Origin of the sequence: Streptomyces nigrescens (assembly GCF_027626975.1) — a bacterium.
Taxonomy (GTDB): Bacteria; Actinomycetota; Actinomycetes; order Streptomycetales; family Streptomycetaceae; genus Streptomyces; species Streptomyces nigrescens.
This window is the reverse complement of record NZ_CP114203.1, coordinates 9,358,684-9,384,313: the sequence shown is the minus strand read 5'-3', so window position 1 is coordinate 9,384,313 and position 25,630 is coordinate 9,358,684. Positions and strand designations below refer to the sequence as shown.

18 protein-coding genes and 3 pseudogenes are annotated in these 25,630 nt (G+C 67.7%); 14 read left to right on the top strand and 7 right to left on the bottom strand.

The annotated features are described in order from the left end of the window. Positions 1 to 297 precede the first annotated feature (297 nt). From STRNI_RS40565 to STRNI_RS40540, 6 genes are all read left to right on the top strand, one after another. Positions 298 to 1,542, top strand: coding sequence for a sugar ABC transporter substrate-binding protein (locus STRNI_RS40565; protein WP_277413131.1), 1,245 nt, complete (start codon positions 298 to 300; stop codon positions 1,540 to 1,542). Positions 1,543 to 1,615: 73 nt separating this feature from the next. Beyond that, complete coding sequence (locus STRNI_RS40560) at positions 1,616 to 2,572, top strand: carbohydrate ABC transporter permease (protein ID WP_277413130.1); 957 nt, start codon at positions 1,616 to 1,618, stop codon at positions 2,570 to 2,572. Next, on the top strand, positions 2,569 to 3,453 hold the full coding sequence (locus tag STRNI_RS40555; protein ID WP_277413129.1) for a carbohydrate ABC transporter permease: 885 nt from the start codon (positions 2,569 to 2,571) through the stop codon (positions 3,451 to 3,453). The genes STRNI_RS40560 and STRNI_RS40555 overlap by 4 nt, the downstream gene beginning before the upstream one ends. A 74-nt stretch (positions 3,454 to 3,527) precedes the next feature. Then, positions 3,528 to 5,594, top strand: a complete 2,067-nt coding sequence (locus STRNI_RS40550) for a glycoside hydrolase family 31 protein (protein WP_277413128.1) — start codon at positions 3,528 to 3,530, stop codon at positions 5,592 to 5,594. Between the two features lie 323 nt (positions 5,595 to 5,917). Continuing rightward, on the top strand, positions 5,918 to 8,374 hold the full coding sequence (locus tag STRNI_RS40545; RefSeq protein WP_277413127.1) for an ATP-binding SpoIIE family protein phosphatase: 2,457 nt from the start codon (positions 5,918 to 5,920) through the stop codon (positions 8,372 to 8,374). Beyond that, the gene (locus STRNI_RS40540) at positions 8,371 to 9,348 is read left to right on the top strand and encodes a LacI family DNA-binding transcriptional regulator (RefSeq protein ID WP_148588237.1); all 978 of its coding nucleotides are present in this window, start codon (positions 8,371 to 8,373) and stop codon (positions 9,346 to 9,348) included. Before STRNI_RS40545 ends, STRNI_RS40540 begins: the two co-directional genes overlap by 4 nt. A 294-nt stretch (positions 9,349 to 9,642) precedes the next feature. On the opposite strand, the pseudogene STRNI_RS40535 reads toward STRNI_RS40540, so the two are convergent. Continuing rightward, a pseudogene (locus STRNI_RS40535) lies at positions 9,643 to 9,998 on the bottom strand (transposase); the annotation flags it as partial. A 1,728-nt stretch (positions 9,999 to 11,726) separates the two neighbouring features. Here STRNI_RS40535 and STRNI_RS40530 point away from each other — a divergent pair. Both STRNI_RS40530 and STRNI_RS40525 read left to right on the top strand, forming a co-directional pair. Continuing rightward, on the top strand, positions 11,727 to 13,271 hold the full coding sequence (locus STRNI_RS40530; protein WP_093646238.1) for an FMN-binding glutamate synthase family protein: 1,545 nt from the start codon (positions 11,727 to 11,729) through the stop codon (positions 13,269 to 13,271). A gap of 135 nt (positions 13,272 to 13,406) precedes the next feature. Further along, positions 13,407 to 14,159: an alpha/beta hydrolase family protein gene (locus tag STRNI_RS40525; protein WP_093646237.1), complete on the top strand. Its 753-nt coding sequence runs from the start codon at positions 13,407 to 13,409 to the stop codon at positions 14,157 to 14,159. Positions 14,160 to 14,597: 438 nt separating this feature from the next. Here STRNI_RS40525 and STRNI_RS40520 read toward each other — a convergent pair whose 3' ends face one another. Further along, positions 14,598 to 15,413 carry an SDR family NAD(P)-dependent oxidoreductase gene (locus STRNI_RS40520; RefSeq protein WP_277413126.1) on the bottom strand — a complete coding sequence of 272 codons (816 nt, stop codon included), beginning with the start codon at positions 15,411 to 15,413 and terminating at the stop codon, positions 14,598 to 14,600. 199 nt (positions 15,414 to 15,612) lie between these two features. Continuing rightward, on the bottom strand, positions 15,613 to 16,515 hold the full coding sequence (locus STRNI_RS40515) for an FG-GAP repeat domain-containing protein (protein WP_277413125.1): 903 nt from the start codon (positions 16,513 to 16,515) through the stop codon (positions 15,613 to 15,615). 260 nt (positions 16,516 to 16,775) lie between these two features. On the opposite strand from STRNI_RS40515, the pseudogene STRNI_RS40510 reads away from it, so the two are divergent. Continuing rightward, positions 16,776 to 17,059: pseudogene (locus tag STRNI_RS40510) on the top strand (IS5/IS1182 family transposase); the annotation flags it as partial. Positions 17,060 to 17,101: 42 nt separating this feature from the next. Here the strand turns inward: STRNI_RS40510 and STRNI_RS40505 are convergent. Further along, on the bottom strand, positions 17,102 to 17,698 hold the full coding sequence (locus STRNI_RS40505) for a DUF1707 SHOCT-like domain-containing protein (RefSeq protein WP_277413124.1): 597 nt from the start codon (positions 17,696 to 17,698) through the stop codon (positions 17,102 to 17,104). Between the two features lie 547 nt (positions 17,699 to 18,245). Continuing rightward, positions 18,246 to 19,067 (bottom strand): class I SAM-dependent methyltransferase, encoded by an 822-nt coding sequence (locus STRNI_RS40500; protein ID WP_274732703.1) that lies wholly within the window; start codon positions 19,065 to 19,067, stop codon positions 18,246 to 18,248. Positions 19,068 to 19,140: 73 nt separating this feature from the next. On the opposite strand from STRNI_RS40500, the gene STRNI_RS40495 reads away from it, so the two are divergent. After that, positions 19,141 to 19,743: a TetR/AcrR family transcriptional regulator gene (locus tag STRNI_RS40495; protein WP_274732704.1), complete on the top strand. Its 603-nt coding sequence runs from the start codon at positions 19,141 to 19,143 to the stop codon at positions 19,741 to 19,743. Between the two features lie 58 nt (positions 19,744 to 19,801). Here the strand turns inward: STRNI_RS40495 and STRNI_RS40490 are convergent. After that, a pseudogene (locus STRNI_RS40490) lies at positions 19,802 to 19,981 on the bottom strand (site-specific integrase); the annotation flags it as partial. A 347-nt stretch (positions 19,982 to 20,328) separates the two neighbouring features. Between STRNI_RS40490 and STRNI_RS40485 the strand changes: the two are divergent. Then, positions 20,329 to 21,225, top strand: a complete 897-nt coding sequence (locus tag STRNI_RS40485; protein WP_277413123.1) for an aminoglycoside phosphotransferase family protein — start codon at positions 20,329 to 20,331, stop codon at positions 21,223 to 21,225. A gap of 66 nt (positions 21,226 to 21,291) precedes the next feature. On the opposite strand, the gene STRNI_RS40480 is transcribed toward STRNI_RS40485, so the two are convergent. Next, positions 21,292 to 21,873 carry a site-specific integrase gene (locus STRNI_RS40480; protein ID WP_277413122.1) on the bottom strand — a complete coding sequence of 194 codons (582 nt, stop codon included), beginning with the start codon at positions 21,871 to 21,873 and terminating at the stop codon, positions 21,292 to 21,294. 603 nt (positions 21,874 to 22,476) lie between these two features. On the opposite strand from STRNI_RS40480, the gene STRNI_RS40475 reads away from it, so the two are divergent. From STRNI_RS40475 to STRNI_RS40465, 3 genes are all read left to right on the top strand, one after another. After that, positions 22,477 to 24,708 (top strand): NACHT domain-containing protein, encoded by a 2,232-nt coding sequence (locus STRNI_RS40475; protein WP_277413121.1) that lies wholly within the window; start codon positions 22,477 to 22,479, stop codon positions 24,706 to 24,708. A 66-nt stretch (positions 24,709 to 24,774) separates the two neighbouring features. Continuing rightward, positions 24,775 to 25,110: a hypothetical protein gene (locus STRNI_RS40470; RefSeq protein ID WP_266437921.1), complete on the top strand. Its 336-nt coding sequence runs from the start codon at positions 24,775 to 24,777 to the stop codon at positions 25,108 to 25,110. Between the two features lie 40 nt (positions 25,111 to 25,150). Then, positions 25,151 to 25,402 carry a hypothetical protein gene (locus tag STRNI_RS40465; RefSeq protein WP_274732710.1) on the top strand — a complete coding sequence of 84 codons (252 nt, stop codon included), beginning with the start codon at positions 25,151 to 25,153 and terminating at the stop codon, positions 25,400 to 25,402. Positions 25,403 to 25,630 lie beyond the last annotated feature (228 nt).

Here is a 25,630-nt window from a genome sequence, read left to right as displayed (position 1 = left end):
CCGACACGTTCGCCGTGGCGGGCGAGGACGGCGCTTCACACCCGATGATCGAGCGATCCGCCACTGGCCTGAGAAGCATCCACGGCTTGCTGAAGGAGAGCCGGATGATCGCGTGGTCGCCTGCGGTTCACAGGCCTGACGGAAAGCCAGTTTCATATGCCTTTCGCGAGAATGCAGCAAAATGCCTTGCGGTCTTTCGCATTCCGATCCGTGTCTGCCTCTCCGCGCGTCGGCAGAAAGCCAAGGCCTGGGTCGCGCATGTCAGTGTCTGCGCACCGATTTCCCCTTGGAGCCGCCATGCGCACCTCTGTTGAATGCCGTCGCATCCGGTTAATCGGGACTTTGGTGGCGACGGTCACCGCAGCCGGCCTGCTGCTGATTTCCTGCGGTGGTGATGGCTCGCCGCCCAGTCCCACCGAAAGCGGCAAGATCACTCTCACCGAAATGGACTATTACAGTTCCGAACCCGGGCGGAGTGCCCTGGCCAAGCAGCTCACTCGGTGCGGCAAGCCGGCGGGGGTCACCATCAAGCGGCAGATTGTGCCGGACCTGCGCACAAAAGTGCTCCAGTTGGCGAACAGTCGGGCGCTACCGGACCTGATTCTCCTGGACAATCCTGACCTACAGCAGCTCGCCGCCACGGGAGCGCTCGCCGACCTCGGCGCGGCTGGTGTGAAGACCGACGGAATGTATCCGAACATCGTCGCCGCGGGTAAATACCAGGGTAAGCAGTACGGTGTGGCGCCCGGTGTGAACCAGTTGGCGCTCTACTACAACACGTCGATGCTTGAGAAGGCGGGCATCAAACCGCCCGCCACGTGGGATGAGTTGCGCATCGCGGCCAAGAAGCTGGCTCAGGGCGACAAGGTGCACGGAATCGGCTTTGCCGTGCCGGCCACGGAAGAAGGCAGTTTCCAGTTCGAGTCCTTCTTCTTCAGCGCTGGTGCCTCCCTGAAGAAGCTCGATTCGCCGGAGGCCGTGTCGGCGCTGAGTCTCCTGAAGGACCTGGTCGCCTCCGGTTCTGCGCCCAAGGACGTGCTCAGCTGGAATCAGATGAATGTCGGGGAGCAATTCGCAAACGGTTCGCTGGCTATGATGATCAATGGTCCCTGGGAGCTGCCCCTGTTACGAAAGGCAGGCATGAAGGATTTTGGTATCGTGCCGGTGCCCGCCCCGGCCGGGGGTACCTCCTCCGGTGCGCTCGGCGGTGAGGTGTGGGCGGCCGGCAGCGGTGGGGACAAGTCTCGCAAGGCAGCCGAGGTCATCAAGTGCATGGTGTCGAAGGGCAACAGTCTGGAGTGGGCCAAGCTCACCAATTACGTGCCGTCCGACCCGGAGGTGGCCGCGGAATTCAGTGCTGCTGTGCCCGCGATGAAGACATTCGTGGAGACCATCGGAAGCGCCAAGAGCCGCACGGCGGAAGTCGGGCCGGATTATCCGAAGTACTCGCAGGCGCTGTGGACCGCGGTGCAGGCAGCATTGTCAGGGAGCAAGTCGCCCGGCGCGGCGCTGACTGACGCCCAGAAGCAGGCGACGCAATGAGCACCGGGCCGCTGACCCGTGGGTGGTACACGCCGACGGCCGCCCTCCCGGAGAGGTAGCCGTGGTTCCGGAAGTGCCCAAGAACTCGGCGGCGGTCGCCGGCTGCAAAAGGCCGCCGCCGGACCGCTCCGTGGCTCCGGCGGCTGGCGGCAGACGGCTCGGTATCGGGTTCATCGTGCCGGTCGTCGTATTCGTCGCGGTGTTCTACCTCTATCCTCTGGCCCGCAATGTGGTGCTGTCCTTCCAGGACTACGACATCAATTCCCTGTACAGCGGCAACGCCCCGTTCATCGGCCTCGGCAACTACCGCCGACTGCTGAGCACCCCCGCCTTTGCCACTGCCGTCGTCAACACCGTGATTTTCGTTGCGGGCTCACTCTTCTTCCAGTTCACGATCGGCCTGGGACTCGCGGAGTTCTTTCGCCGCTCGTTTCCGCTCAGCCCGCTGTTGCGGTCGCTCATGCTGATCCCCTGGCTCTTGCCCCTGGTCGTCGGCGGCACGTTGTTCCGGTGGCTGCTCGACACCAGCAATGGCGTCGTCAACCAGATCCTGCTCACCCTCCACCTGGTCCAGGACCCGGTGCCGTGGCTCAACACCCCCAATACCGCGATGGCTTCAGTGCTGATCTGCAACATCTGGATCGGTGTGCCGTTCAACATGGTGATCCTCCACAGCGGGCTGCTGGCCATCCCGACGGAGCTCTATGAAGCGGCTTCCCTGGACGGCGCCGGCCACTGGCAGCAGTTCCGCTATGTCACGCTGCCCCAGATCAGACCCGTGATCGGCATCGTCGTGACGCTCGGCCTGATCTACACGCTCAAGGTCTTCGACGTGATCTGGGTGATGACCAAGGGCGGCCCGGCAAACGCCACCCACACGATCACCACCTACGCCTACCAGCTGTCCTTCGGCGGGCTGTCGGAGTTCGGCCTCGGAGCGGCCGCGGGTGATCTGCTCATCATCGTGGCCGCCGTCTTCGCCCTGCTGTACCTGCGCGCGCTGCGCGCTGATCCTGGAGCCCGCGCATGACCGCCGCCCGCGCTGCTCGGAGCCGGCCCGCCACGGTCCGTGGCGGACGGAGCCGGGCGGCCGTACCCACCTGGGCGAAATCCGCGTTCGGTGTCGCCGTCGTCGCCGTCATGCTGTTCCCGCTGTACTGGATGGTGAACGCGTCCTTCCAGACCAATCAGCAGTTGGCCCGGCCCTCACCGCACTGGCTGCCCCTCGGCGGCACACTCAACGGCTATCGGGACGCGCTGTCCCAGCAAGGGGGCCATCTGCTGGCATCCCTGATCATCGCCGCGGGCGCCACGGTCCTGACGCTGGCCCTGGCTGCGCCGGCGGCCTACGCGCTGGCGCAGCTGCGCTCCCCGGGCGGCAGGACGCTACTGAGCGTGCTGCTGGTCGTCCAACTCGTGCCCGGCATCGTCATGGCCAACGCTCTGTACCAGATCTTCGCCTCCGTCCAGATCCTCAACTCGGCCCTGGCGTTGATCCTGGCCGACGCCACGCTTGCCGTCCCCTTCGCCGTGCTCATCCTGCGGGCCTTCATGACCGCCATCCCCCGATCCCTGCTGGAGGCAGCGGCATTGGACGGTGCAGGCGCGGTACGCATCTTCTGGCAGATCGTGCTTCCCATATCCCGCAACGCACTGATCACAGCAGGCCTTTTCGCGTTCCTCTTCGCATGGGGCGACTTCCTGTTCGCCGCAACGCTCAATCTCAACACCACCACGTGGAAGCCGATCACGCTGGGTCTGTACGACTACATCGGTGCCGGCACCAATACCACCACCTGGAACGCGGTAATGGCCACCGCCGTCATCGCTTCCCTACCCGCCGCGCTGCTTCTGACCATTGCCCAGCGGCACATCGCTGCCGGACTCACCAATGAAGCGGTCACGGACTGACCGCGCCGTGAACCGCCACCCGCGCCCCTGCACCGCAACTGACCCGTACAACAGCCCTGTGAGAAAGGAGCAGTATGTCTCCGCCCGACGGCACAAGGCCCGCACCCTCCGCCTCCACGTCCGACGCAGCCGGGACCAGCTCCCGGCCTCCCGCCTCTTCCCGTCCGGCCGTCTGCCTTGAGTTCGGTGACGCCGAGCACGTACTGCGGGTGGAACCCTGGGGAGCCGACAGTGTCCGGGTGCGCTCGGCCCGACATCGTGTGCGCGACGACCTGCCGGGAGCCTTGAGTGCGCCCCCTGCCGCCGCGGCCGCAGAGTTGGGCGTGGGTCCCCACGACAGCCGGACCCTCACTGTCGGGCGGCTGCGGGTAGAGCTGTCTCCCCAGGGCCATCTGCGTTTCGCACGTACGCCGGACGGAACCGAGCTGCTGCGGGAGTCCGTCGGTCACTTCGCCTGGCCCGGTCCCCGCCAGTTCACACCGGTCGGCGAGGGCCGCTATCAGCTGGAACAGCGCTTCGCCGCCTATGACGGTGAACAGTTCTTCGGGCTGGGCCAGCACTCCCACGGGCGCCTCGACCACAAGCACATGGTGATCGACCTGGTGCAGCGCAACGGGGAGGTCACCATCCCCTTCACCCTCTCCTCCCGAGGCTACGGTCTGCTGTGGAACCTGCCCGCCGTCGGACGTGTGGAGTTGGCCGCCCATCAGACCCGGTGGGTCGCCGACGCCGCCGATCAGATCGACTACTGGATCACCACCGGTCCGACTCCCGCCGGCATCATGGCCAACTATGCCGATGCCACCGGGCACGCTCCCGCGCTGCCGGAATGGGCCCTGGGCCTGTGGCAGTCCCGTCTGCGTTACCGGACACAGGAGGAACTGCTGGGCGTCGCTCGCGAATACCAACGCCGGGGTCTTCCTCTGTCGGTCATCGCCGTGGACTTCTTCCACTGGCCGCATCTGGGCGACTGGCGCTTCGATGCTGCCGACTGGCCCGACCCGGCCGGCATGGTGGCGGAATTGGCGAGCATGGGCGTACGGCCGCTGGTGTCCGTGTGGCCGTCCGTCAGCGTCGTGAGCGAGAACTACCCGCACATGCGGGATGAGCGGCTGCTGCTGGGAACGGAGCACGGCCAGCCGTTCCAGCACGTCTTCCCCGACAGTCAGGTCGATGACAAGTCCCTGCCCGTGGTGTTCTACGACCCCACCGACGAGCGGGCTCGTGACTACATCTGGAGCCGTATCAAGCGCAACTACTACGATCTCGGCTTCCGGCTGTGGTGGCTGGACGCCTGCGAACCGGAGATGTACCCCGAACAATTCGGCAACCTGCGTTACGCGGCGGGGCCCGGCCGGGCGGTGGCCAACTTGTATCCGCGCGAACATGTACGGGGATTTTTCGAGCATATGCGGGCCGAAGGCGAAGACGTTCCTGTCAGCCTGGTGCGGTCCGCCTGGTCCGGCAGCCAGGCCTACGGGGCGGCTCTGTGGTCGGGTGACATCCCGGCCACCTTCGAGGCACTCGCGGCGCAGGTGCGCGCCGGGCTGAGCGCGGGCCTGAGTGGCATTCCGTGGTGGACCACCGACATCGGCGGTTTCCATGGTGGCGACCCGGACGACCCCGATTACCGGGAGTTGCTCATCCGCTGGTTCCAGTTCGCCGTCTTCTGCCCGCTGCTGCGGATGCACGGCCACCGCGAACCGCGGGACGCCTTGGCTGCCGGCCGAAGCGGGGGACCCAACGAGCTGTGGTCCTACGGGCAGGATGCCTACCGGATCCTGACCCGGCAGCTGCGGCTACGCCAGGACCTTCGTGCGTATCTTCAGCGACAGATGATCTCCGCAGCCGACTGCGGTGCACCGGTCATCCGGCCGCTGTTCTTCGGCTTTCCCGACGACCCGGCCGCGTGGACGGTCGAGGACCAGTTCCTGTGCGGCCCGGACCTGCTGATCTCCCCGGTGACCCGACTCGGCGAACGGCACCGCCAGGTCTACCTGCCGACCGGTGCCGACTGGACGGCCGCCGCCACAGGAACTGTCCAGGACGGCGGCCAGACCACCACAGCTGATGCTCTACTGGAATGCATCCCCGTCTTCGTACGCCGCGGATCCACCCTGGATGTGAGGTTTCCGGGCTGAACAAGGGGGCCTCTTGCCACGTCACCAGGTCGTCGGTCCACAGCCGCACTCGGCTGTGCGCACTTCCGAGCGGCCGGTCCCGCGGAGGGCTCTCCGGCAAACCCTCTCCACAGCCGACGACGCCGGTTCCGATCGTGTCGCTCGTGTCCGTGGCCGACGATTCCGACCGGATCTGCCTCGATCCCTGAGTGTCAGTGCAGCTTGTTCGATTCTTTTCACGCATGCACTATGGGACTGTGAGTAATGACGCTCGGGCGAATTGAGCAAGAATGGCCACTTCCGTGGGGGAAACTGGTCACTCTGGGTGGCCGAACCATGTTCCCATGGCCATCATCAGCGCGGGGGGCATGGTCACAGGGTGGAGTGAAGGGGCTCGGAAACTGCTGGGCTATCGCCCCCCGGAGATTGTCGGACACCCCGTCTCGGACCTCCTGATCAACGGGGAATACCCCGAGGTGGCCGGGCCCTGCCTGCTCGACGCCCGGGAGTGGAGCGGCACAGCGGCAGTCCGCCACCGGGATGGCCACCGCGTCGATCTGCCCCTGCGCCTTCATCCGACACTCCGTGACGACGGAACGACCCAGGCGTTCGTCGTGACCGCCACCGCGGGGGCGGGCGAGGCGGAGTCCGACCGACGGATGGTGGAGTGGGCATTCGCCCAGTCCTCCGTTGCGCTCTCCACCTACAGCACCACGTCACGCTCGTGGCAGTGGAACGCGGTCGCGCACGGTGGCGAGCAGCCCTCGCCGGCAGGGCGCATGACGAGCAGGCCCGCCGACGGCGACGGGGCGCAGACGGCCACAGGGCAAGCCAGAGCTGTCGAATCCGGACAGGGGCAGGCGGCTGAGGCGGGCACCTGGCCCTACTCGGACCTGCTGGGCGGCGACCGCTCTGACGAGGGGTTTTTGCGATGCGTCCGCCGGGTCGCCGAGGAGGCCAAGCCAAGCCGCTATGAGCACCTCGCCCCAGCTACGCCGTCCGCTCACCGGCGTGCCTGGACCATCGAGATGTGGCCCGTCCGCAGCCCCGACACCGGTCGGGTGGCCGGTGTCGGGGCCGCGGCGTTCGACAGTACCGAGCAGGTTGCCGCACGGCAGCGCCTGGCCCTGCTGAACGAAGCGGGCAGCCGTATCGGAACCACCCTGAATGTAAGGCGCACGGTTCAGGAACTCGCCCACCTGGCCGTTCCGCGGTTCGCCGACTCCGTCAGTGTGGACCTGCTCGACTCCGTGACCCGCGGAAAGGAACCACCGCCCGGGCCGGCCGACGCCGCCGTGGTGTTGCGCCGGGTCGCGCACCGGACCGCCGACGGGGTTCCCGAAGCCGACACCGAGATCGGCGAGGCCGACACCTATCCTCCCCGCTCACCCCCCGCACGTGCCCTGACAAGCGGTCGAACGGTGCTGTGCGGAAGAGACGACCCCGACTTCACCCGGTGGGTCGCCGCCGGCGTGGGGGGATCCGGTACCGCCGCGGAGCACGCATTCCACTCGATCATGGCTACCCCCCTGCGAGCACGGGGATTGACGCTCGGAGTCGTGGTCTTCGCCCGCGCGGAAGGCTCGAACCCCTACGAGCAGGATGATCTGCTCCTCGCCGAGGAGCTCGCAAGCCGGGCGGCCGGCAGTGTGGACAACGCGGGCCGTTTCTCCCGGGAACGCGCCAATGCCCTGACCTTCCAGCGCAGTCTGCTGCCCCGTCACTTCCCCAAGCAGGCGGCCGTCGAGGTGGCGCACCGCTATCTGCCGATCGGCAGGGGCGCCGAAGTGGGCGGCGACTGGTTTGACGTGGTCCCGTTGTCGGGCACTCGCGTAGCCCTGGTCGTCGGCGACGTGGTCGGCCATGGCATCCATGCCTCGGCCGCCATGGGCCGACTGCGTACAGCGGTGCGCACGCTCGCCGGAGTCGACCTGCCCCCGGACGAGCTGCTCACCCACCTCGACGAACTGGTCACCCACCTGACCTCGGACAGCGACGTCCGGAACGAGCCCGACCCCGGTCAGATCGGCGCGACCTGCCTCTACGCGGTCTACGACCCGGTATCCCGCATCTGCACCATGGCCAGCGCCGGCCATGTCCCACCCGTCGTTCTCTTCCCCGACGGCACGGCCCAAGTGGTCCCACTCACCCCGGGGCCGATTCTGGGAGTCGGCGGCCTGCCTTTCGAGCCCACCGAGCTGGAACTCCCCGAGGGAAGCCTGCTCTCCCTCTACACCGACGGCCTGATAGAAGCCCGCGGCCACGATCTCGGTGTCGGCCTTGAACGACTCTGTGGAGCCCTGGCTTCCGCCGAGCCCTCGCTGGACGTCACCTGCGACATCATCCTCAGGGCCCTGCTGCCCGAGAGCCCCGCCGACGACGTGGCTCTGCTCCTGGCGCGCACCCGTGCCCTGCACACCGATCAGGTCGCCGCCTGGTCGCTGCCGTCAGATCCCGCAATCGTGGCCGATGCCCGTGCGCAGGCCTCCCGTCAGCTGGCGACCTGGGGGCTCACCGACGCAGCGTCCATCACCGAGCTGGTGGTGAGCGAGCTGGTCACCAACGCCATCCGCTACGGGGACGCCCCCATCGGGCTACGGCTGATCCGGGACCGGACCCTGATCTGCGAGGTCTCCGACGCCAGCAGTACCTCCCCTCATCTACGCCGTGCCCGCACCTACGACGAAGGGGGACGAGGACTGCAGATGGTGACCCAGCTGACCCAAGGCTGGGGCACCCGCCAGACCCCCACCGGCAAGACCATCTGGGCCGAACAACGTCTCCCAGCCGACGGACCATGACGGAGCGCACAGTCAACCTGGCAACAGGACGCGGCGCCCAGACCCATAGTGGTGCTGCGGCCCGCGACCTGACACATACGCTCGCACTGCTCTACCCGCCGTCCGGCGCCAACCGGGACTACCCGCCGGTGCAGCTAGCCTTCGTCGGCGGGGTGGCGGAAACCGCCACCACATACGGCTATGACCTGCTGCTCACGCCCTGCAAGTCGGGGAAGGACCCCGCGTTCCGGCGGATGGTCAGTGAACGGCGCGTGGACGGAGTGATCGTGATGGAGGTCCGCCGGGAGGACGACCGCATCCAGCATCTTACGGAAGCGGCCTTCCCCTTCGTCGCCATCGGCCGGAACAGCGGAACCGACGGGGTCGGCTGGGTTGATCTCGACTTCGCCGGCCTGGCAAACGGATGCGTTCGGCACCTGGCCGAACTGGGCCACCGCAGAATCGCCTTCGTCAACAAGTCGGAGCAGATCGTCAACAGCGGGTACGGGTACGCGCTGCTCGGGAACGAGGGCTACACCGAGGCGATGCAGGAGATGGAACTGACCGCGCGTGCGTACCCCAGCGGCGACAATGTCGGCGCCGGGGAGGACGTTGTGGAACGGATCTTGCAGGACGATCCGGCCACCACGTCCCTGGTCGTCATGAACGAAGCCGCCCTGGAGGGCATCTACCGCGGGCTGACCCGTCACGGCCGCAGCGTACCGCGCGACTTCTCGGTCGTCGGCGTGGCGGCCAGCCGCTGGGCGGAGCAGGTGAGCCCACCGCTGACCGCGGCCGAGATACCGGCCAAGGAGATGAGCCGGATCGGCGTGGACCTGATGGTGGAGCGGCTCACCTCACCTGCCTCGTCACCCCGGCATGTCCTGCTGAAACCGCTGATCACTCTGCGCGCCAGCACCGGTCCCTGCCGGCCGGTTCTCGATTCGGAGCCGGAGCTGGAGCTGGAGGCGGAATTCCCTGACCTGGACTTCTGACCCTCCCGCGCCTCCCGGCTGCGACCATCACGGCGGTAGCAGGAGGTGTGACCGGTTCCGGGTGGCGCAAGCCATATCGGCTCGCGCCACCGGGCTTTCGTCGTATCCACAATCCAACAACCATCCTGCTGACCAATTCGGCTTATTCCTGTGCTGCTTGGCAGTGGTAAGGCAAGGCGTGCGCGGTCGTTGGCCTCGTGGCGCAGATAGTCGCCATGGTGTGGGTGCTCAAGCCGGCGCCTGATGGAAGTAGCCCGAGCATTGATATCCCATTCGGCGTGCTTGTGGTGACTGAGACAGCCACGACATGGTGGTGCGCTCGATCACCCATCCACGCCGCCCTAACCGTTCACTGGACTCGATGCCTTTGCGGGCGAGCCGCACGCCGATCCGCTTTCCCCGTAGCCACTTTCGCGGGTCGGACCGGTCATACGCTTTGTCGGCGTGCAGGCGTTGGGGCTTGAAGTACCGGTTGCGGTGCGGGTCGTGTCTCGTTCGGTGACCCTCGACCATCGGCTTCAGCCCTTCGCTGTCGTGGGTCCCCACACGCCGGCATGCGACCAGATCAGAAACCGGCGATGGACAGTCGACTTCGATAACCCGAAGCACGGCGGCAACGCACGCCAGGCGCATCCACTGACCAGCACGTAGGACTACCGCCTCGACATGCGTCAGGGTGGCGCTGCAGCAGCAGGCGCCAGGTCTTCTCGACCGCGGTCTCCGTACTCATGTTGTCGATCACGGGGAGCAGTGCGTACCCGAGCAACCCTCAGCGGTCAGCACGAGCACATTCACCAACGCGCCGGCGAGGCCGGCATCACCTTCCGCGCCTATGCCGACGTACGCCGCACACCTTCACCGGCAGCACCCTTGATCCCGGCACCTGCTGAAGCCCCCGACGCCGACAGTGCCTCAGGGGCGGGTAGCTACCGCATCGACTCCGGCTCTACGTAGCTTGCGGGCTAGGTACTCCACCTCAGGCAGCGTTCCTGAGTAGGCCCCGGCCAGCACCTGGCCCAGGACAGCCTTGACCTCCGTCAGACCGATGCCGAGTTCAGCGCGCAGGACCCGCATGAGGGTGACACGCTCCACCGAGGGATCCGTCACGTGCAACGTGGCCGGCCCGTGATCGGTGAGCAGCCGGTCCCTCAGCCGGGCAGGAAGGACCTGGCCGCAGTCGGCCGTAGCCTGCCCGCAGGCCCTGCACATGGACTCCACGTCCCATCGCAACGTGCCACCGATCAGACTGTGAACACCGCAACGCTCCAGGCGCGCCCCGCAGTCCTCGCACGGAGCGCTGTACCTGACGGGTTCGACGACCGGCTCTTCCATACCCCACCCCTCAACCACCACGAGGTTATGCGTTGAGCGGACGCTGCGGCGTAGCCCCGCCGCACCCCGTGCCCCGCGGGCCTCTCCCCGACCTACCAGTGAGCAGACAGCCCACCGACCACAGATAGTCACCGATCAAAGGCTCCGACGCCAGCACTCAACTGTCGCTTACCCTCTGGGTCTTGGGGATGACGTGCTCGATCACGGGTGGATGACTGCCTTCTACCATGTGCGCTTTGTGGTCCCGGACCTCGAGCAAGCGATGCAGACTTTCAGCGTGCCGCCTGGGTTGAGCGGAGTGATCCTGTGTCCGACCGGCTTGGTGAGTGGGACTACAGCATCGTCGTCACCACAGGCGGGCCACCCTTCATCGAGCTCGTTGAAGGGCCGTCAGGCAGCCCCTGGGATGCGGGGCCGGGCCGTAGCAACGGGGCGATCGGGCGCTTCCCGCTCCGGCGCCCGCACGCCGGCGCCCTCGCCACCGGGCTGTCAAGGCGGTCAAGGCGGTCAATGGTGTGACAATGCCCAGTTCACGGCACGGCTCACCTCGGGACATGCCTCAGCAGGCCCGGCAGCAGGACACCTCGCACCGGCGATCGGCAAAGGACAGGCCGGACGCCCAGGTCCGATTTCTCACGAGCCAGAGCGCGGTGCGGAGGGTTCCGGACTTCCGTCTACCCAAGTCGATCTTGGTGTCGCCGCCCTGCTCGCTCGCCTCCCGAACCCCGGGCTCGGCAAGCCGGCCTGTATTTGGCAGCCCTCGACGAGACCGTCCGGCAGCCCTTGCCTCGCCCGGCTCGGCCGACGCTCAGACGTTACGCCGTGTTACGCGAGCATCACCGTGCATAACCTGTTCCGACGCGCTGGGACCACCCACCACGGGGAAGACCACCCCACCCGCGACCCTTGGTCCGGGTGAGCCCCTAGTATCACTTGGCGTTCTCCGACGAACGCTGACGCCCGCTGGGTCGTGCCTGCCGCCCAACGTCCGGCACGACGACTCCACCGCATGGCAATGGAGTCGAGCATCGAGGAGAGGAACGTTCATGCGCGCCCGGAGCATCGCCACGGCCACCGCAACAGCATTGGCACTGGTGGCCGCCCGTGACCTTGTCCAGAAGAAGCACGCATTGCTCCGGAACTTCCCTGTGCTCGGGCACGCCCGGTACCTGTTGGAGACGATCGGGCCGGAGCTGCGGCAGTACATAGTGACCTCCAACGACGAGGAGCGCCCGTTCAGCCGTGACCAGCGCACCTGGATCTACGCGTCGGCGAAGGGGGAGAACAACTACTTCGGGTTCGGAACCGACAACGACGTCGAGCACACGCAGGGGCACGCCTACCTGAAGCAGCGCACGTTCGCCGGCACGTTGCCCGACCTGCACGACCCGCAGGCCCCACTGCCCTCAGCCAAGGTGCTGGGCGGGCCGCGCGGGCGCGCCAAGGCGTTCCGGCCGGCGAGCGTGGTGAACATCTCGGCGATGAGCTTCGGATCGCTCTCCGGCGCGGCGATCACGGCGCTCAACAAGGGGGCGGCGCTGGCGGGCACCCTGCACAACACAGGAGAGGGCGGTCTCTCGCCGTACCACCGCAACGGCGGCGACCTCGTCCTGCAAATCGGTACGTCTTACTTCGGCTGCCGCAACGAGGACGGCAGCTTCAACATCGACAAGCTCAAGGACGTGGTCGCCGGCGCCCCGGTCAAGGCGATAGAGATCAAGCTCTCCCAGGGTGCCAAGCCTGGGCTGGGCGGAATGCTGCCGGGCGCGAAGGTGACACCGGAAATCGCCGAGATCCGCGGCATCCCGCTCGGCGAGGACTGCGCCTCCCCGTCGCGGCACACCGCGTTCGGCGACGTCGACTCGATGCTCGACTTCGTCGAACTGCTCGCCACCGAGACCGGCCTGCCGGTCGGGATCAAGAGCGCGGTGGGCGAGATGGAGTTCTGGCAGGAGCTGGCCACGCTGATGGCGCGTGGTGACCGTGGTGTCGACTTCGTGACCATCGACGGCGGCGAGGGCGGCACCGGGGCGGCGCCGCTCACCTTCTCCGACTCGGTGTCGCTGCCCTTCCGGATGGGCTTCTCCCGGGTCTACGGCGCCTTCGCCGAGCGGGGGCTGACCGACGACCTGACGTTCATCGCCTCCGGCAAGCTCGGCCTGCCCGAGAACGCCGCGGTCGCGTTCGCCCTGGGGGCCGACATGATCAACGTGGCCCGTGAGGCGATGCTGTCGATCGGCTGCATCCAGGCACAGAAGTGCCACACCGACAAGTGCCCCACCGGCATCGCCACCCAGAGCCCGTGGCTGGCCCGCGGCCTCGACCCGGCCTCGAAGGCCACCCGGGCCGCCGTCTACCTGCGCACCCTCCGCAAGGAGCTGCTGAAGGTCTCGGCGGCCGTCGGTGTCGCCCACCCGGCGCTCATCACGGCCACGGACATCGAGATCATGAACGGCGACTACGAGGCCCGCACCCTGGCCGGCGTCTACGGCTACAAGGACGGCTGGGGCGAGCTCGGCCCGCACCTCGCCGAGGAGATCACCGCACTGCTCACCACCGAGCAGTCCTCCGACCAGAAGCCGACTGCCTGACGTGCCGATCACGGCAGGCACCGCGCTCGCCGCTCCCCCGCCCGGAGCGCGCGCGTGGCGCCGGCCGGTGGCACCCTTGTCTTCCCTACTCCACGAACCTGCTCCACGAACAACCCCTGCCTAGGTGATCACAACATGAGCGAAAAAGTGAGATTCCCGAGCGTCGTCGGCCCCGAACTGGCCGGAGCGATCGACCTGCCGGACGGCGAGATCCGCGGCTGGGGGATCTTCGTGCACGGATTCACACTCGGCAAGGGCTCGCCGGCCGCGTCGCGTGTCAGCAAGCAGCTGGCACGCGAGGGGATCGGCATGCTGCGCTTCGACAACCTCGGGATCGGGGACTCCGACGGCGACTGGGGGGACGGTTCCTTCACCGTCAAGGTCCAGGACACGATCCGTGCCGCAGCCATGATGGCGGAGCGAGGGACTCCGGCAGACCTGCTGGTGGGGCACTCATGGGGAGGCGCCGCCGCCCTCGCCGCGGCGGCCGAGGCAACCGGCGTCCGCGCGGTCGCCACGATCGGGGCGCCGGTCGATCCCAGCCACGTCGAGCGACAGTACGACGCGGTCGTGGATCGCGTGCTCAGTGAGGGGTCGCACGAGTGGTTCGTCGGCGGGAGGACCCTGGTCCTCAAGCGCGCCTTCGTCGAAGACGTCCGCCGTGCTCACCTGCGGGACCGGATCGGCGAGTTGGACCTGCCGCTACTCGTCCTGCATTCGCCGACCGACAACACCGTCGACATCGCCAACGCCGGCGAGATCTTCAACGAGGCACGGCACCCGCGAAGCTTCGTCTCGCTCGAAGGAGCAGACCATCTCCTGACCGCCCGAGGACAAGCACAGCGAGCCGCCCACATCATCAGCGCCTGGGCCGACCAGTACATGTGAAGGGCTCGCTCGGATAGGTGTGGGGCAGGGGCGTCGGGTGGGGCGCTCTTCCCAGCAGTGGGTGGTCCGTGTGCGTCGGAACGAGCTGCGCACGGTGCGGAGGCCGCACCCCGCGGAGCGCGCGGTCGACATCGCGCCGATGCAGGCCGACGCTCTCCAGGCCACTACAGCGAGAGGACACGGTCTGTTCGGTGCGGTACGCCCGGGTGATCTCCCCCTGAGACATCGTAGGCACCGTCGACCTGCTGGAGCAGCACCTGCCTCACACTGCCGCCTCTCATCAAGTCCCCCGTGCGGCTGTCCGCTCCGCCTGGGGTGCGAAGAGATGTTCCCGATGACTGGATCTCTCTGACCTGGGCTAATGACCTGAGTCGGAGCGCAGGGCGCACCCCCTGGCCGACACCCGGTCAACGGACGCAGTGCCTGTCCGGCAGTCCGCTACAGGCGCGGGGTGCGCGCCTCGATCCGGTGGTCGAAGGCGGCACCGCCGACGCCGACAGTGGTCACCCCGCCGTCGACGGTGAGGACGGCCCCGTTGACGTAGGACGCGGCCGGCGACAGCAGCCAGTCGATCGCCTTGGCGACCTCCTCCGGATCACCCGGCCGCCCGGCGGGAGTCAGCCGGTTCGCCTCCTCGTATGCCGCCTCGGCACCGCCCACCAGCCCCGCCTCCGCTGCGAACCGCGCCATCCGCTGGTCGGCCATCTCCGTACGCACCCAGCCCGGGCACACCGCGTTGGCCCGCAGCCCCTGCGGGCCGTAGTCGACGGCGAGGGAGCGGCAGAGGTGGAGCAGACCCGCCTTGGACGTCGCATAGGCGGCGTTGCCGACGCTGTTGCGGAGCGCGGCGACCGAGGCGACCGCGACCACCGCGCCGCGGGCCGCCAGCAGATGCGGCAGCGCGGCACGCAGCAGCAGGAACGGGCCGGTGAGGTTGGTCCGTATCAGCTCTTCCCAGTCCTCGACCTCGGTGTCGCCGACCGCGCCGCCCCGCCCGATTCCGGCGTTGAGCACCAGACCGTCGAGTCTCCCGTACGCCGTCACCGTCGTCTCCACGAGCTCGCGCACGGCCTCGGGGTCGGCGGCGTCGGAAGGGTGGGCCAGCGCCCCGGTCTCCTCGGCCACCCGACGCAGCGGCTCGGGCCGCCGTCCGGAGATCACTACTTGGTGCCCGGCCGTGCACAGCAGCCGGGCGGTGGCGGCCCCGATTCCCGTTCCCCCGCCCGTCACCAGGACAACACGCTTTCCCGACATGGTCGTTCGCCTCCGAAGTGGTCAGCTTCCGGTTCCCCGCACCGCGAGCATACGAAGCGCCGACACCGCCGGGCCGACCCGGGGATACCGGCCAGGAGAAGATGCGCGGCACACGCCACATTGTCTGGCGCCGAATCGGCACCCACACCATCCTCACCGGCCACCGCCCGCGGCATAACAGGGTCACCGCCCAGGATGGTCAGAACAGATCGCGGTACTGGTTGAAGTCAGAGCCGACCTTCACCCGGGACGTGAACGGTGACGACGCCTTGCCCGTGCCCTTGTACAGCCACAGATTGCCCTTGGGATCGCGGGCGAGGAGGTCGCTGTGGCCGTCGCTGTCGACGTCACCCGTGGCCACCAGCTTGTTGAACTGGTTCCAGCCGGGACCCACCTTCGCGCGGGACGCGAACGGCTTCCGCGGATCGCCCGTGCCCTTGTACAGCCAGAGGACGCCCTGCTTGTCGCGGACGACGATGTCCGGCTTGGCGTCGCCGGTCAGGTCGCCCTGACCGGCGATCTGGGTGAACTGTTTCCAGCCGAGGCCGATCTTGACGCGCGGTGCCAGCGAGCCGTCCGCCTTGGCCTGAAAGCGCCACAGGACGCCCTGCTTGTCGCGGGCCAGCAGGTCGGGGTGCTTGGCGCCGCCCAGGGTGCCGGGGGAGAAAACGAGGTTGTACTGACCCCAGCCGGTGGCCACCTTCTTGAGGCGCCCGTTGCGCCAGAGATTCAGCGCACCATCGTCCATGACGTGGTACGCGCCGTCCTGGTAGCCGGTCAGATCGGGGTCGATCGACACCCCGTACCTGAAGTGCGGCCAGACGTATGCGCCCGACCGGTCGTCGAAGCCGCCCTTCCCGTCGGGCATGTAGGCGTACATCTGGCCCGACGGCAGGATCCCGGAGAGGAAGAAGAACGGCGCGGCCGGGGTGGGCTTGTGCTGCCCGGCCGCGGCGGCGCTCCGGGTGACGTTCTTCGCCGGACCGGTCGTCGCAGGCGCGTCGGCCAGAGCGGTGCCGGCGGTGGCACCGACCAGGACGACAGCGGTCGCTGAGGTGACGAGACGCCACAGGGCGCGTGCACGCCGGGAAGACTGGGTCACGTATGACTCCATGAGGTATGCGAAATCAGACGGTGCGCTCCGGATAGGTGTGGGGAGCGCCCGCATCATTGTCCGGATCTTTGCACGTCTGTACCAGTGGTTTTTGCGGTGGGGTGTGGAATGCCGAATTCCGCCCGGAGGGCAACTCGGAAGGCCGGCAACCCCGTTGGGGATAGCCGCCCTTGGTGATGACTCGGACCGGATCAGAAAGCCGTAGAGGCCCCCTAGGCATTGTCCGATGAGTGGTGTCACCGGTGACGAAGGCGTATAGCTCCCGCCGGAACCGCAGTTACCTGCGGCGTCGTCAGATCAAGCACCCGATTCCGGAGCGGAAGGACCAGCGCGCCAACCGCCAACGCCGCGGCAGCGCAGGTGGCCGGCATACCGGTTTCGACAGGGCGGTCTGCAAGCGTCGAAATGAAGTCGAGCGAACGAGCAATGCCCTCAAGGGCTTCCGGGCCGTGGCCACTCGCTTCGACAAGCGCGCATACGTTTCCACGGAACGGTCACCGTTGCCGCCATACGTCTCTGGCTCCGCTCGTGACCCAGCGGACAGTGCTTGGGAACCGGGCCGCGCGAGCGCAGGCTATCGCCTCCGGCGGGGCTGTTTGATCTTGATGCGGCCGGCTCGCGGGTGTCCGACGATCGTGAGCGTCGGGGAGCTCGGGTCTGTCGGCGCGGTGGCCTTGTTGCTGATGTGAGCGGTATTGGTGCTCGCCCCGTCGATCCGCACCGCCCAGCCCTGCGGAACGATCAACTGAATGTTGCCCGTTCCGCAGCTCGCCTCGACGGTGACGTCACGGTACGCACAGGTTGCCTCGGTGAAGTCGATCACGATGTGCAGCATTTTGCATTCGGCGACGACCCTCCGGGGAACTGTCCACCGGCCGCTCTGCTCGATGTTGCCCAGGCGGGGCTTGAGGACGAGGGTTTCCGCGTCAGTGCCAGAATGCGAGCCGGAAGGCCGCTCCTGTGGCAGATCGGCGACCAGGGCGTCGAGTTCGCCGTACGTCTTCGCGGCGTAAGCCCGATCGAGCCTCTCCTCCAACTCGGCAAAGTCGATACGGCCTTCGCCCGCCGCGACCCGCAGCTTCTCAGCCACCGACTCGCGGTCTGCATCTCCTGCCCGAAGCTCCACTATGCCCGGCGTCGTCAGCTCCGACCGCTGCTCCCCATCAGTCATGGTGCGACTGTAACCGCACGGACGAAGCACCCACCGGCCTGACGCTGAGACGGGGCATGCGACCCACCGGACAGGCCCTGGGGCTGGTGTCCGCGCGGCCTGGACCCCGGGCGGCTGCTGAAGGGCGGCGGCCCGGCCGGCCTGTGCGTGCCGTCGAAACCATGCGAGCGCTCTGGCAGGAACAGCCTTCTTCGGCCTGGTCGCTTCTCTGAACTAGGCAGTTTCGTTGCCGCCCTCAGAACGACATTGAGGAGTCGGGCCGGCCCAGCGCCGGCACCACCTGGAAACGCCAATTTCCTGGACCGGCAGCACGCCAATCCCGAGCCCGCACGCTGCGACGCGATCTCCGCCTGCCTGGCCGCCACCCATCCCCCGACTCCACCGCCCGTTCGTGCGGCATCACATCAACGTAACCAACATGCTCGGCCGGTACTCCTTCCAGCACCCCGAGCTGCCCGGGGGCCTGCGCCCGCTGCGTGATCCGGGCGTGTCCGAGGACGAGTAACGTGCGCGAGCCCGCGAGCCCGCGCGACCGTGCGGCAGCGGATCAAGGGGTGCCGACGCGTACGGCGGTGGTCGCCAGAGTGGTGTAGTGCATCGTGAAGCGGCCACCCAGAGCGTCGATGGCATGGCCGACCGCGCCCAGTATCTCGGCCAGCTGATCGGGACGAAGTCGGGTGAGGCCGCCGGTAGTGGGGAGCAGTTCCAGCCATTGGTCACGCGTGTAGGACTGCTCCCAGTCGAATCGCCACTGTTCCGGTTCGTGGAACTGCTCGGTCTCGCGGATCTTGTCGGCGATCTTCGCGTACCCCGCTTGGTACATCTCCAGCGAACGTCGCGCCGGCTGATTGCCGAACGGGGAGTCGGGCGCCACCCGACGGTAAGCAGCCGCGAACGGCTCGGCCACCTCGGCGGGCGGCTCAAATACGTGCCCGAAGATCGCCAGGCGCCCGTTCGGACGCAGCACCTGGGCCGCCTTCGCTGCGCCGGCGACCGGGTCCACCCAGTGCCACGACTGGGCGGCGATCAATGCGTCGAACACTCGGCCAACCGGCTCCCAGGCTTCGAAGGTCGCCACCTCGACCTGCAGGCCGCGGGCTTGCGCGAGGTCGGCCATCCGCGCATCCGGCTCGATGCCGAGCACGGCGCAACCGGCGGCCTGGAACTGGCGGGCCGCGATGCCCGTTCCGCAGCCTACGTCGAGCACGTCAGGCCCCGGGCTCCCGGCGACGATACGCGCCACCAGGCCATCGGGGTAGCCCGGTCGGGCCTGGTCGTAGCGTTGCGCATCCGTGCCGAAAGACTCGGCAGTCCGCCGAGCCTGATGCGACTGTGCCGGTTCGGGTTGCTCTCGCGGTAAAGTGGGCATGCGTTCACTTTAGTGGGCGAGCGCCCACATGCCAATGGATGCCAGGGAGCCTGGCGCACGAGAGGATCTGTAAGTGCCGACCGGGGTACACCTTCGTGACGCGCGGCAGCAGTTGTTCGACGCCGCCGAACGCGTGCTGCTGCGGGATGGCCCGAACGGGCTGACCAGCCGGGCCGTCACCGACGAGGCAGCCTGCGCCAAAGGCGTCCTGCACCGGCACTTCACCGACTTCGACGCTTTCCTCACCGAGCTCGTGCTCGACCGGGCCGCACAGCTCGAAACGCAAGCACATGGGCTGCGCGAGACCGTCGGCACGGGCACCGTGACCGATAACCTCACCAGCGCGCTGACCACCCTGTTCGGACCGGTTCCCGTGGCGATCATCCCGCTCATCACTTTCCGGGACGAGTTGCGCGCGCGGCTGCGACAAGCCACGCCCGGAGGCGGCATCGCGATCCTCGCCCAGGTCACGACCGCAGTCTCCGCTTACCTGGCCGACGAGCGCGCAATGGGCCGCATCTCGGCCGACGCCGACATCGACTCGCTCACCCTCTCCTTGGTCGGAGGCGGGCATCTCCTGTTCGCAGACCGCGACCCCGACCCGCCGACTACGGCAACCGTCAACAAGCTGGTGACCACGGTGCTCGCAGGCGTCGTGCAACGGCGGCCAGGCTGACCTGACTTGCAGCCCGCATCGGTCCGCGCCGAGAAGAGGCCTCAGCATCGGCTGTCGCCGGGCGCAAGCAGGCTGGTAGGCCCGGCGATCGCCTCACGCGCAGCAGCCTCGGCACAGCCGGGCCTGCATCCCAGTACACCGTCTCCAGCACGAACTCCGCGCGGGCGGCGCCGCGGCGGCGGACCTTGGGCTGGGCCCCCTTCGCCTTCACCGGGCACCGGCGGCCGGCCAGGTCCAGGTGGCGGTGTTCGCGCTTTCAACCCGCATGTCGGCCCGGTGCCTATTCGTGCGTCGCGGGGCACTGAGTCGGAATCCCGAGGTTCACCGGTCCACGCATTCACGCGAAGTCGATTTGGTCAATCTTGGATCCGGCTCCGGCCAGGCAGACAACGAAGTCCTTCGAGTTCGCCGAGCCACCCTTCCCTCTCCGCCTCGGCGATGCGGTCGAAAAGGTTGTCGCGGATCTCCGTGAGCCGACCCCGCTGGGCAAGATCGGGGCGCAGGAGGGAACAGCGGACGCAGGCTTCTCTGAACTTTGGAGCTGTTCCGCCCGCTCCGCCTGCCGCCTCGGTACTGTGGCTTCGCATGACCGACACCGAGATCGAGATCACCGCAGACCTGGTCCGCGAGCTGCTGCAGGAGCAACATCCAGACCTTGCAGGGCTGGCCATCCGCGAGGTGGCGGGCGGCTGGGGCAATCAAATGTGGCGCCTCGGGGACGAGTTGGCCGTGCGCATGCAGCGGATGGACCCTACCCCGGAGCTCCAGCTCAAGGAGCGGCGGTGGCTACCCGTGCTGGCCCCGCGCCTGCCGCTCCCGGTGCCGACCCCGGTGCGGTTCGGCGAACCGTCCGAGCGCTTCCCCAAGCACTGGACCGTGATGACATGGGTTCCTGGCGAGCCGCTGGACCACGGCTCGATCAGCCGAGGCGCCCACGCGGCCGACACGCTGGCGGGCTTCCTCCAGGCGCTCCATGTGGAGGCGCCCGCCGAGGCGCCGATCACTACGGACCGCGGTGCCCACCCCAGGAACTGCACGGACGGCTTCGAGAACTTCTTCCAGGCCGTTGCCCCCGACGACATCGCTGCCGACGTCCGGGCCGTCTGGGACGACGCCGTTGCGGCCCACGCATGGGAGGGCCCGCCGGTGTGGGTGCACGGCGACCTCCATCCCGCGAACGTCGTCGTCTCGGACGGAACGCTCTCGGGCATCGTCGACTTCGGTGACATGTTCGCCGGCGATCCGGCGTGGGACCTCGCCGCCGCATGGGTGCTGCTACCCGCGGGCACGGCCTCACGGTTCTTCGACATGTACGCGCATGCAGACGAGGCGGCGATCCGGCGCGCCCGCGGGCTGGCCGCTATGAAAAGCCTCTTCCTGATGCTCATGGGGCAGAACGGAGATCGGGGCCTTCCCGGCGGCAAGCCGAACTGGGGACCCGCAGGCCGGGCGGCACTTGATCGTGTTCTGAAGGGCGTTTGACGCACGCTTCTTTAAACTTGTTCTCGATCTTGGTTGATGGCCATGCGGCAGCCCGCCTTCGTGGGTTCATCGGTCACCACGCGTGGTGGGGACGCCAAGGCCCACGACCGTATGCTGCCCGTGGCCCCGGTCGAGCCGGCGGAGCTTCTCCTCGGCGCCAGCCAGGCTGACCTGGAGACCTTCGACCTCGCCGAGCCAGCCTTCCGTCTCGGCTTCGGCGATTCGGGCGATCAAGTTGTCGCGGATCTCGGCAAGCCGTGTTCGTTGGGCGGGGTCAGGTCGGAGGAGCGAGCATCTGACGCCCGCGTGCTCATGAATGCATGGGGCCCCGAAGGCGCGTGCGCAGGTACCGATGGACACCTTCCGTTTCTCGAAGTGCGCGAGGAAGGCGTCCCACTCTTCTTCAGTCGGGATCCGGTACTCCTCGCTGGGGCGGGCGGATCGACGGCGGGCGATGAACGCCCGGTGGGCCTCGATCGATTCGGCGGGATAGGCCGCCCTGTATCCGATCGTGGTGTCGATGCTCTTGTGCCCGCAGATCACCTGGGCAATGTGCGGGATTAGGCCATTCATGATGGCGTCGGTGACGAAGATCCTTCGGAAGTCGTGGGGCGAGAAGGTGAGTGCTTCATCGTCGATATTGGTCAAGACCATCAAGGGCGCAGTGGAAGCGAACGTCCGCGTGACAGCGCCGGAGGGCGACACCAACCTCAGCGTGCCGTTCCACGGGGCCAGGACCAACGTCCCGGGTCCGAACCGTTCTTGGTCAAGATGACCGGCGTCGCGCGGAAGGCTCGGCCAGCCGCTCCGGCAGCCTGGCTACGACTGGCAGCCAGGGCATCACGAGTCTGACCCGCTGGTTACGGGAGCTGTTGTCCTGGGCTCCCTTGCCGTGGCCACCGCTTTTCGATTCCACTCACGCAGCCGGTGACCGGGGCGAACTCTCAAATCCCCGAACGAGGACGAGAGAAACCCGGGGATTTGATTCAGGCGATGAGAGGGGGCTGCGGGGGGCTTTCTGGGAAGCTCACCTCGTGTATTCGGGCGAGCCGGTAATCTGATGCAGAGTTAGCAAAAGGTGACCCTGAGCTACCAGGATGCGAGTGTCGAAGCCATATCCGATGCAGGAAAAGGTGCACCTTCTCGGGGGAAGGTGCTCCGAGAGGGTCGGGGTGCCGGTAACAACGACGCCGTGAACACCGTTGCGGCGTTGAGTTTTCTGAACAACGAAGCCATTGGGGAGGAGGGCACATGGGGGCGGCACGTCACACGTGGTGGAGATGGCTGGCGCTGACGGTGGTGGCCGTGGGGGTGGCGGTCACCATAGCCGTTCGGGCGGGAACCGGGGAGGTGGACCCGGGCGGGTTGGCGGTCGGGCTGGTCAGCCTGGTGCTGGCGATAGTGGGCCTACACCAGGCGACGCGCTCCCAGGCCTGGCAGGACACCGACACCGCCGGACTCGCCGACCGCCTCGCCGTCGACATCAGGAAACGCGAGGAGGAAGCCCGCCAGAGACTCCTCGGCGGCAGCGACCGCACCATCAACGTCGAGTTCACCTTCCTCCCCTCCCCCGCCCACCACGCCACAGGCGCAGCACCCCACGGCACGTTGGAGGAAGCCGCTACCTACTACCGCGCTCTTCGGCCCGGCCGCCTCGTCATCACCGGCGCGCCCGGGGCCGGCAAGACCGTACTTGCCCTCCATCTCATGCTGCTCCTCCTCGCCGACCGGGCGCCGGGCGGTCCCGTTCCTGTACGCCTGTCGTTATCCACCTTCGACCCCAGCAGGAACAAGCTCGAGGACTGGCTCGCCGAGCATCTCGCCCGTACCTACCGGCTACGCCCCACCGCAGCAGCCGCCCTCGTCGCCGCCCGACTGGTCCTCCCCGTGCTGGACGGGCTCGACGAAATGGATGCTGGTGATACTCCCGGTCACGGCTCCCGCGCTGCAGCCGCTTTGGAGGCTATGAACACCTACCTCCACGGCATCACCAAGGGCCAGCTTGTTCTCACCTGCCGCAGCGCCCCCTACGTCGCTCTTGGAGAGGCGGATCAGTGGGCACAGGACGCCTCCCGTATCAACATCGCCCCCGTCAGCCTGGCCGCGACCGAGGCGTTCGTCACCGGCCGCGCCCGCAACCCGGCCCGCTGGGAACCCGTTCTGAACGCACTCCGCGCCGCCCCGGCCAGTCCACTGGCTCGGGGCCTGTCCACACCCTGGCGGCTGACCGTAGCCCTCGCCGTCTACGACGAACGTCACCCCGACGGTAGCTGGGTCCGTGATCCCGTGGACCTCCTCAAGCCCACCCTGCAGTCCCCCGAGCAGATCCGAGACCACCTGCTGGATCTGTACGTCCTCACCGCTTCCTCGACAGGCGGCACGACAGCGCCCTACACGCGGCTTCAGGTACGCACTTGGCTGACAGTCCTCGCCCGCTACCTGCACACCAACACCACCAGCGCCGGCGAAATGGCCGGACGGCGTCTATCAGGCACCGACCTCGTACTCCATGAACTGTGGCCGCTCACCGGCCACCGCCGCGCCCGCACCGTCCACGTCCTACTGACCCTCGCGCTGTGGGCCACCGCTGACCTACCTGCCGCCCTGCTCGATAGCTGGAACGTGTACGCAACGAACGTGACGCTCATGGTGGCGGGCAGTCTTCTCGTCGGAATCCCTCCCTGGCCCGTACCGTCGCGGCTGGAACGAGTAACTGCCAGAACCCCTGCTGGAAGACGCCAGTTCGTGAACGGGCTTGTGGGTGGGCTCTTCTGGGGAGTGCTCGTAGTCGTGGTCGGCATGGGGCATGTGGTCGGGCTGGTGATCGGGCTCGTTTACGGATTGGTGGTAGGGCTCGCTGGTGGAGCGATGGTCGGAGTCGGGCTGGCGGGCGTGCTCTCGGACGCACCCGAAGTTCGCAGGTCACACGGAAACGCGTCGCCGCGCGGCATGGTGCGGGACGACCTCGTGGCCGGGTTCGCGACCGGCCTCGTGGTCGGGCTCGGGTTCGTCCCTTTCTATTGGTTCGCCCTGGGCCCCGTGTTCGCGCTCGGGGCAGTACTCATCTACATGCTTCTGTTCGGTCTCGGCGGCGGACGTGTGCTCGCGATCCTTTACCACCGCCTGTTCAGATGCGGTTACCGGGGTGCGCTCGACTCGCTGTTCAGGCCCTGGCGTGCGTTCGGCCCCCTGTTCAGGACCGGCGCCGGCCCGGCCCTCGGCGCCGCAGGTGTCCGCTACATAGCTTTCCTGCTCTGCACCCGCCCCTGGTGGTCCAACCAACCACTGCCCTGGCGCCTCGGCCGTTTCCTCGACTGGTGCTGTGACGTGGGTCTGACGCGCACCGCCGGGATCGCCTACCAGTTCCGCCACCGCGAGCTCCAAGACTTCCTCACTCGCAGCCATATCCATCACGACCCGCTGAACCACCCCGCTTCTGCAGCGTTGTCGGCTCCGGTGGATGGCGGGCGACGGCGGGGCTGATAATGAAGTGATAACCGTTTCGGTTCTCCGTAGGCCGGGAGGCCGCGATGCATCTGTCCGCGGCGCATGGGCGCGCACTCCTCCCATGTCGCCCTGGAAACCGCCGACATCGCCCTGCCCGGCGACGACCTGCGACAGGTACCCGCCGTGGTCGAACTCAGCCGCCACACCCTGCGCGTGGTCCGCCAGAACTACGGCCTCGCCATCGGCGTCAACCTCCTGGGCCTGGTCGCCGGCGCCGGCGGCTCCATCAACCCGGTCCTCGCCGCCCTCCTCCACAACACCAGCAGCATCGCCGTCGTCGCGAACTCGGCCCGGCTCGTCAACCACACACCGCACCTGCCCCAGACCACCGATGACATGCTGACAGCCGCCCCGTTGGAGGACCGCCGGGTGCGCTGACCACCGCCCGAAGTGGGGGTCGACGCGGACACCGCCTGAAGTGGGGATCGACGCGGACACCGCCGCGATCCGTCTGCGGCGGATGCCGGGCGTGTTCCCGGTCGGTCGCGTGCTCAACGCGAAGACGGGGCCCTCGCAGTTGACCGGCGGCGTGATCTGGGGGGGGCCGGCGCGGCCCTTGAGGAAGAGGCTGTGGTCGACCCGCGACCCGGCGGCCGCCGGTATGCGCGTGCGCGACTTCCCCATCACGATCGAGAAGGTGTTGTCCGGGCTGCCGCCGATGGATGTATGACTCCGTGAGATCGGGGGAGGGTGTCGGTTCGCCGACCCTCAGGCGGCCTGACCAGCAAATTCACCGTGTCGGATGCTGTGGGCCGCGAAGGTCGGCGGCGACCGGTGTGACTGCCACGCCATGTGAGGGTGTCGGCAGCTCTCAGTAGAGGCCGCCCTCCCGATCATGCGTAGCAAAGCATGACCATCACCCATAAAATGGGCATTACTGGCGCACTGGCGTGCCGGG

Bases quoted from the DNA above. Each gene is read 5' to 3' on its own strand.
- STRNI_RS40565 (WP_277413131.1), top strand. From the start codon at position 298: ATGCGCACCTCTGTTGAATGCCGTCGCATCCGGTTAATCGGGACTTTG.
- STRNI_RS40555 (WP_277413129.1), top strand. From the start codon at position 2,569: ATGACCGCCGCCCGCGCTGCTCGGAGCCGGCCCGCCACGGTCCGTGGC.
- STRNI_RS40550 (WP_277413128.1), top strand. From the start codon at position 3,528: ATGTCTCCGCCCGACGGCACAAGGCCCGCACCCTCCGCCTCCACGTCC.
- STRNI_RS40545 (WP_277413127.1), top strand. From the start codon at position 5,918: ATGGCCATCATCAGCGCGGGGGGCATGGTCACAGGGTGGAGTGAAGGG.
- STRNI_RS40540 (WP_148588237.1), top strand. From the start codon at position 8,371: ATGACGGAGCGCACAGTCAACCTGGCAACAGGACGCGGCGCCCAGACC.
- STRNI_RS40530 (WP_093646238.1), top strand. From the start codon at position 11,727: ATGCGCGCCCGGAGCATCGCCACGGCCACCGCAACAGCATTGGCACTG.
- STRNI_RS40525 (WP_093646237.1), top strand. From the start codon at position 13,407: ATGAGCGAAAAAGTGAGATTCCCGAGCGTCGTCGGCCCCGAACTGGCC.
- STRNI_RS40520 (WP_277413126.1), bottom strand. From the start codon at position 15,413: ATGTCGGGAAAGCGTGTTGTCCTGGTGACGGGCGGGGGAACGGGAATC.
- STRNI_RS40505 (WP_277413124.1), bottom strand. From the start codon at position 17,698: ATGACTGATGGGGAGCAGCGGTCGGAGCTGACGACGCCGGGCATAGTG.
- STRNI_RS40500 (WP_274732703.1), bottom strand. From the start codon at position 19,067: ATGCCCACTTTACCGCGAGAGCAACCCGAACCGGCACAGTCGCATCAG.
- STRNI_RS40485 (WP_277413123.1), top strand. From the start codon at position 20,329: ATGACCGACACCGAGATCGAGATCACCGCAGACCTGGTCCGCGAGCTG.
- STRNI_RS40475 (WP_277413121.1), top strand. From the start codon at position 22,477: ATGGGGGCGGCACGTCACACGTGGTGGAGATGGCTGGCGCTGACGGTG.
- STRNI_RS40470 (WP_266437921.1), top strand. From the start codon at position 24,775: ATGGGCGCGCACTCCTCCCATGTCGCCCTGGAAACCGCCGACATCGCC.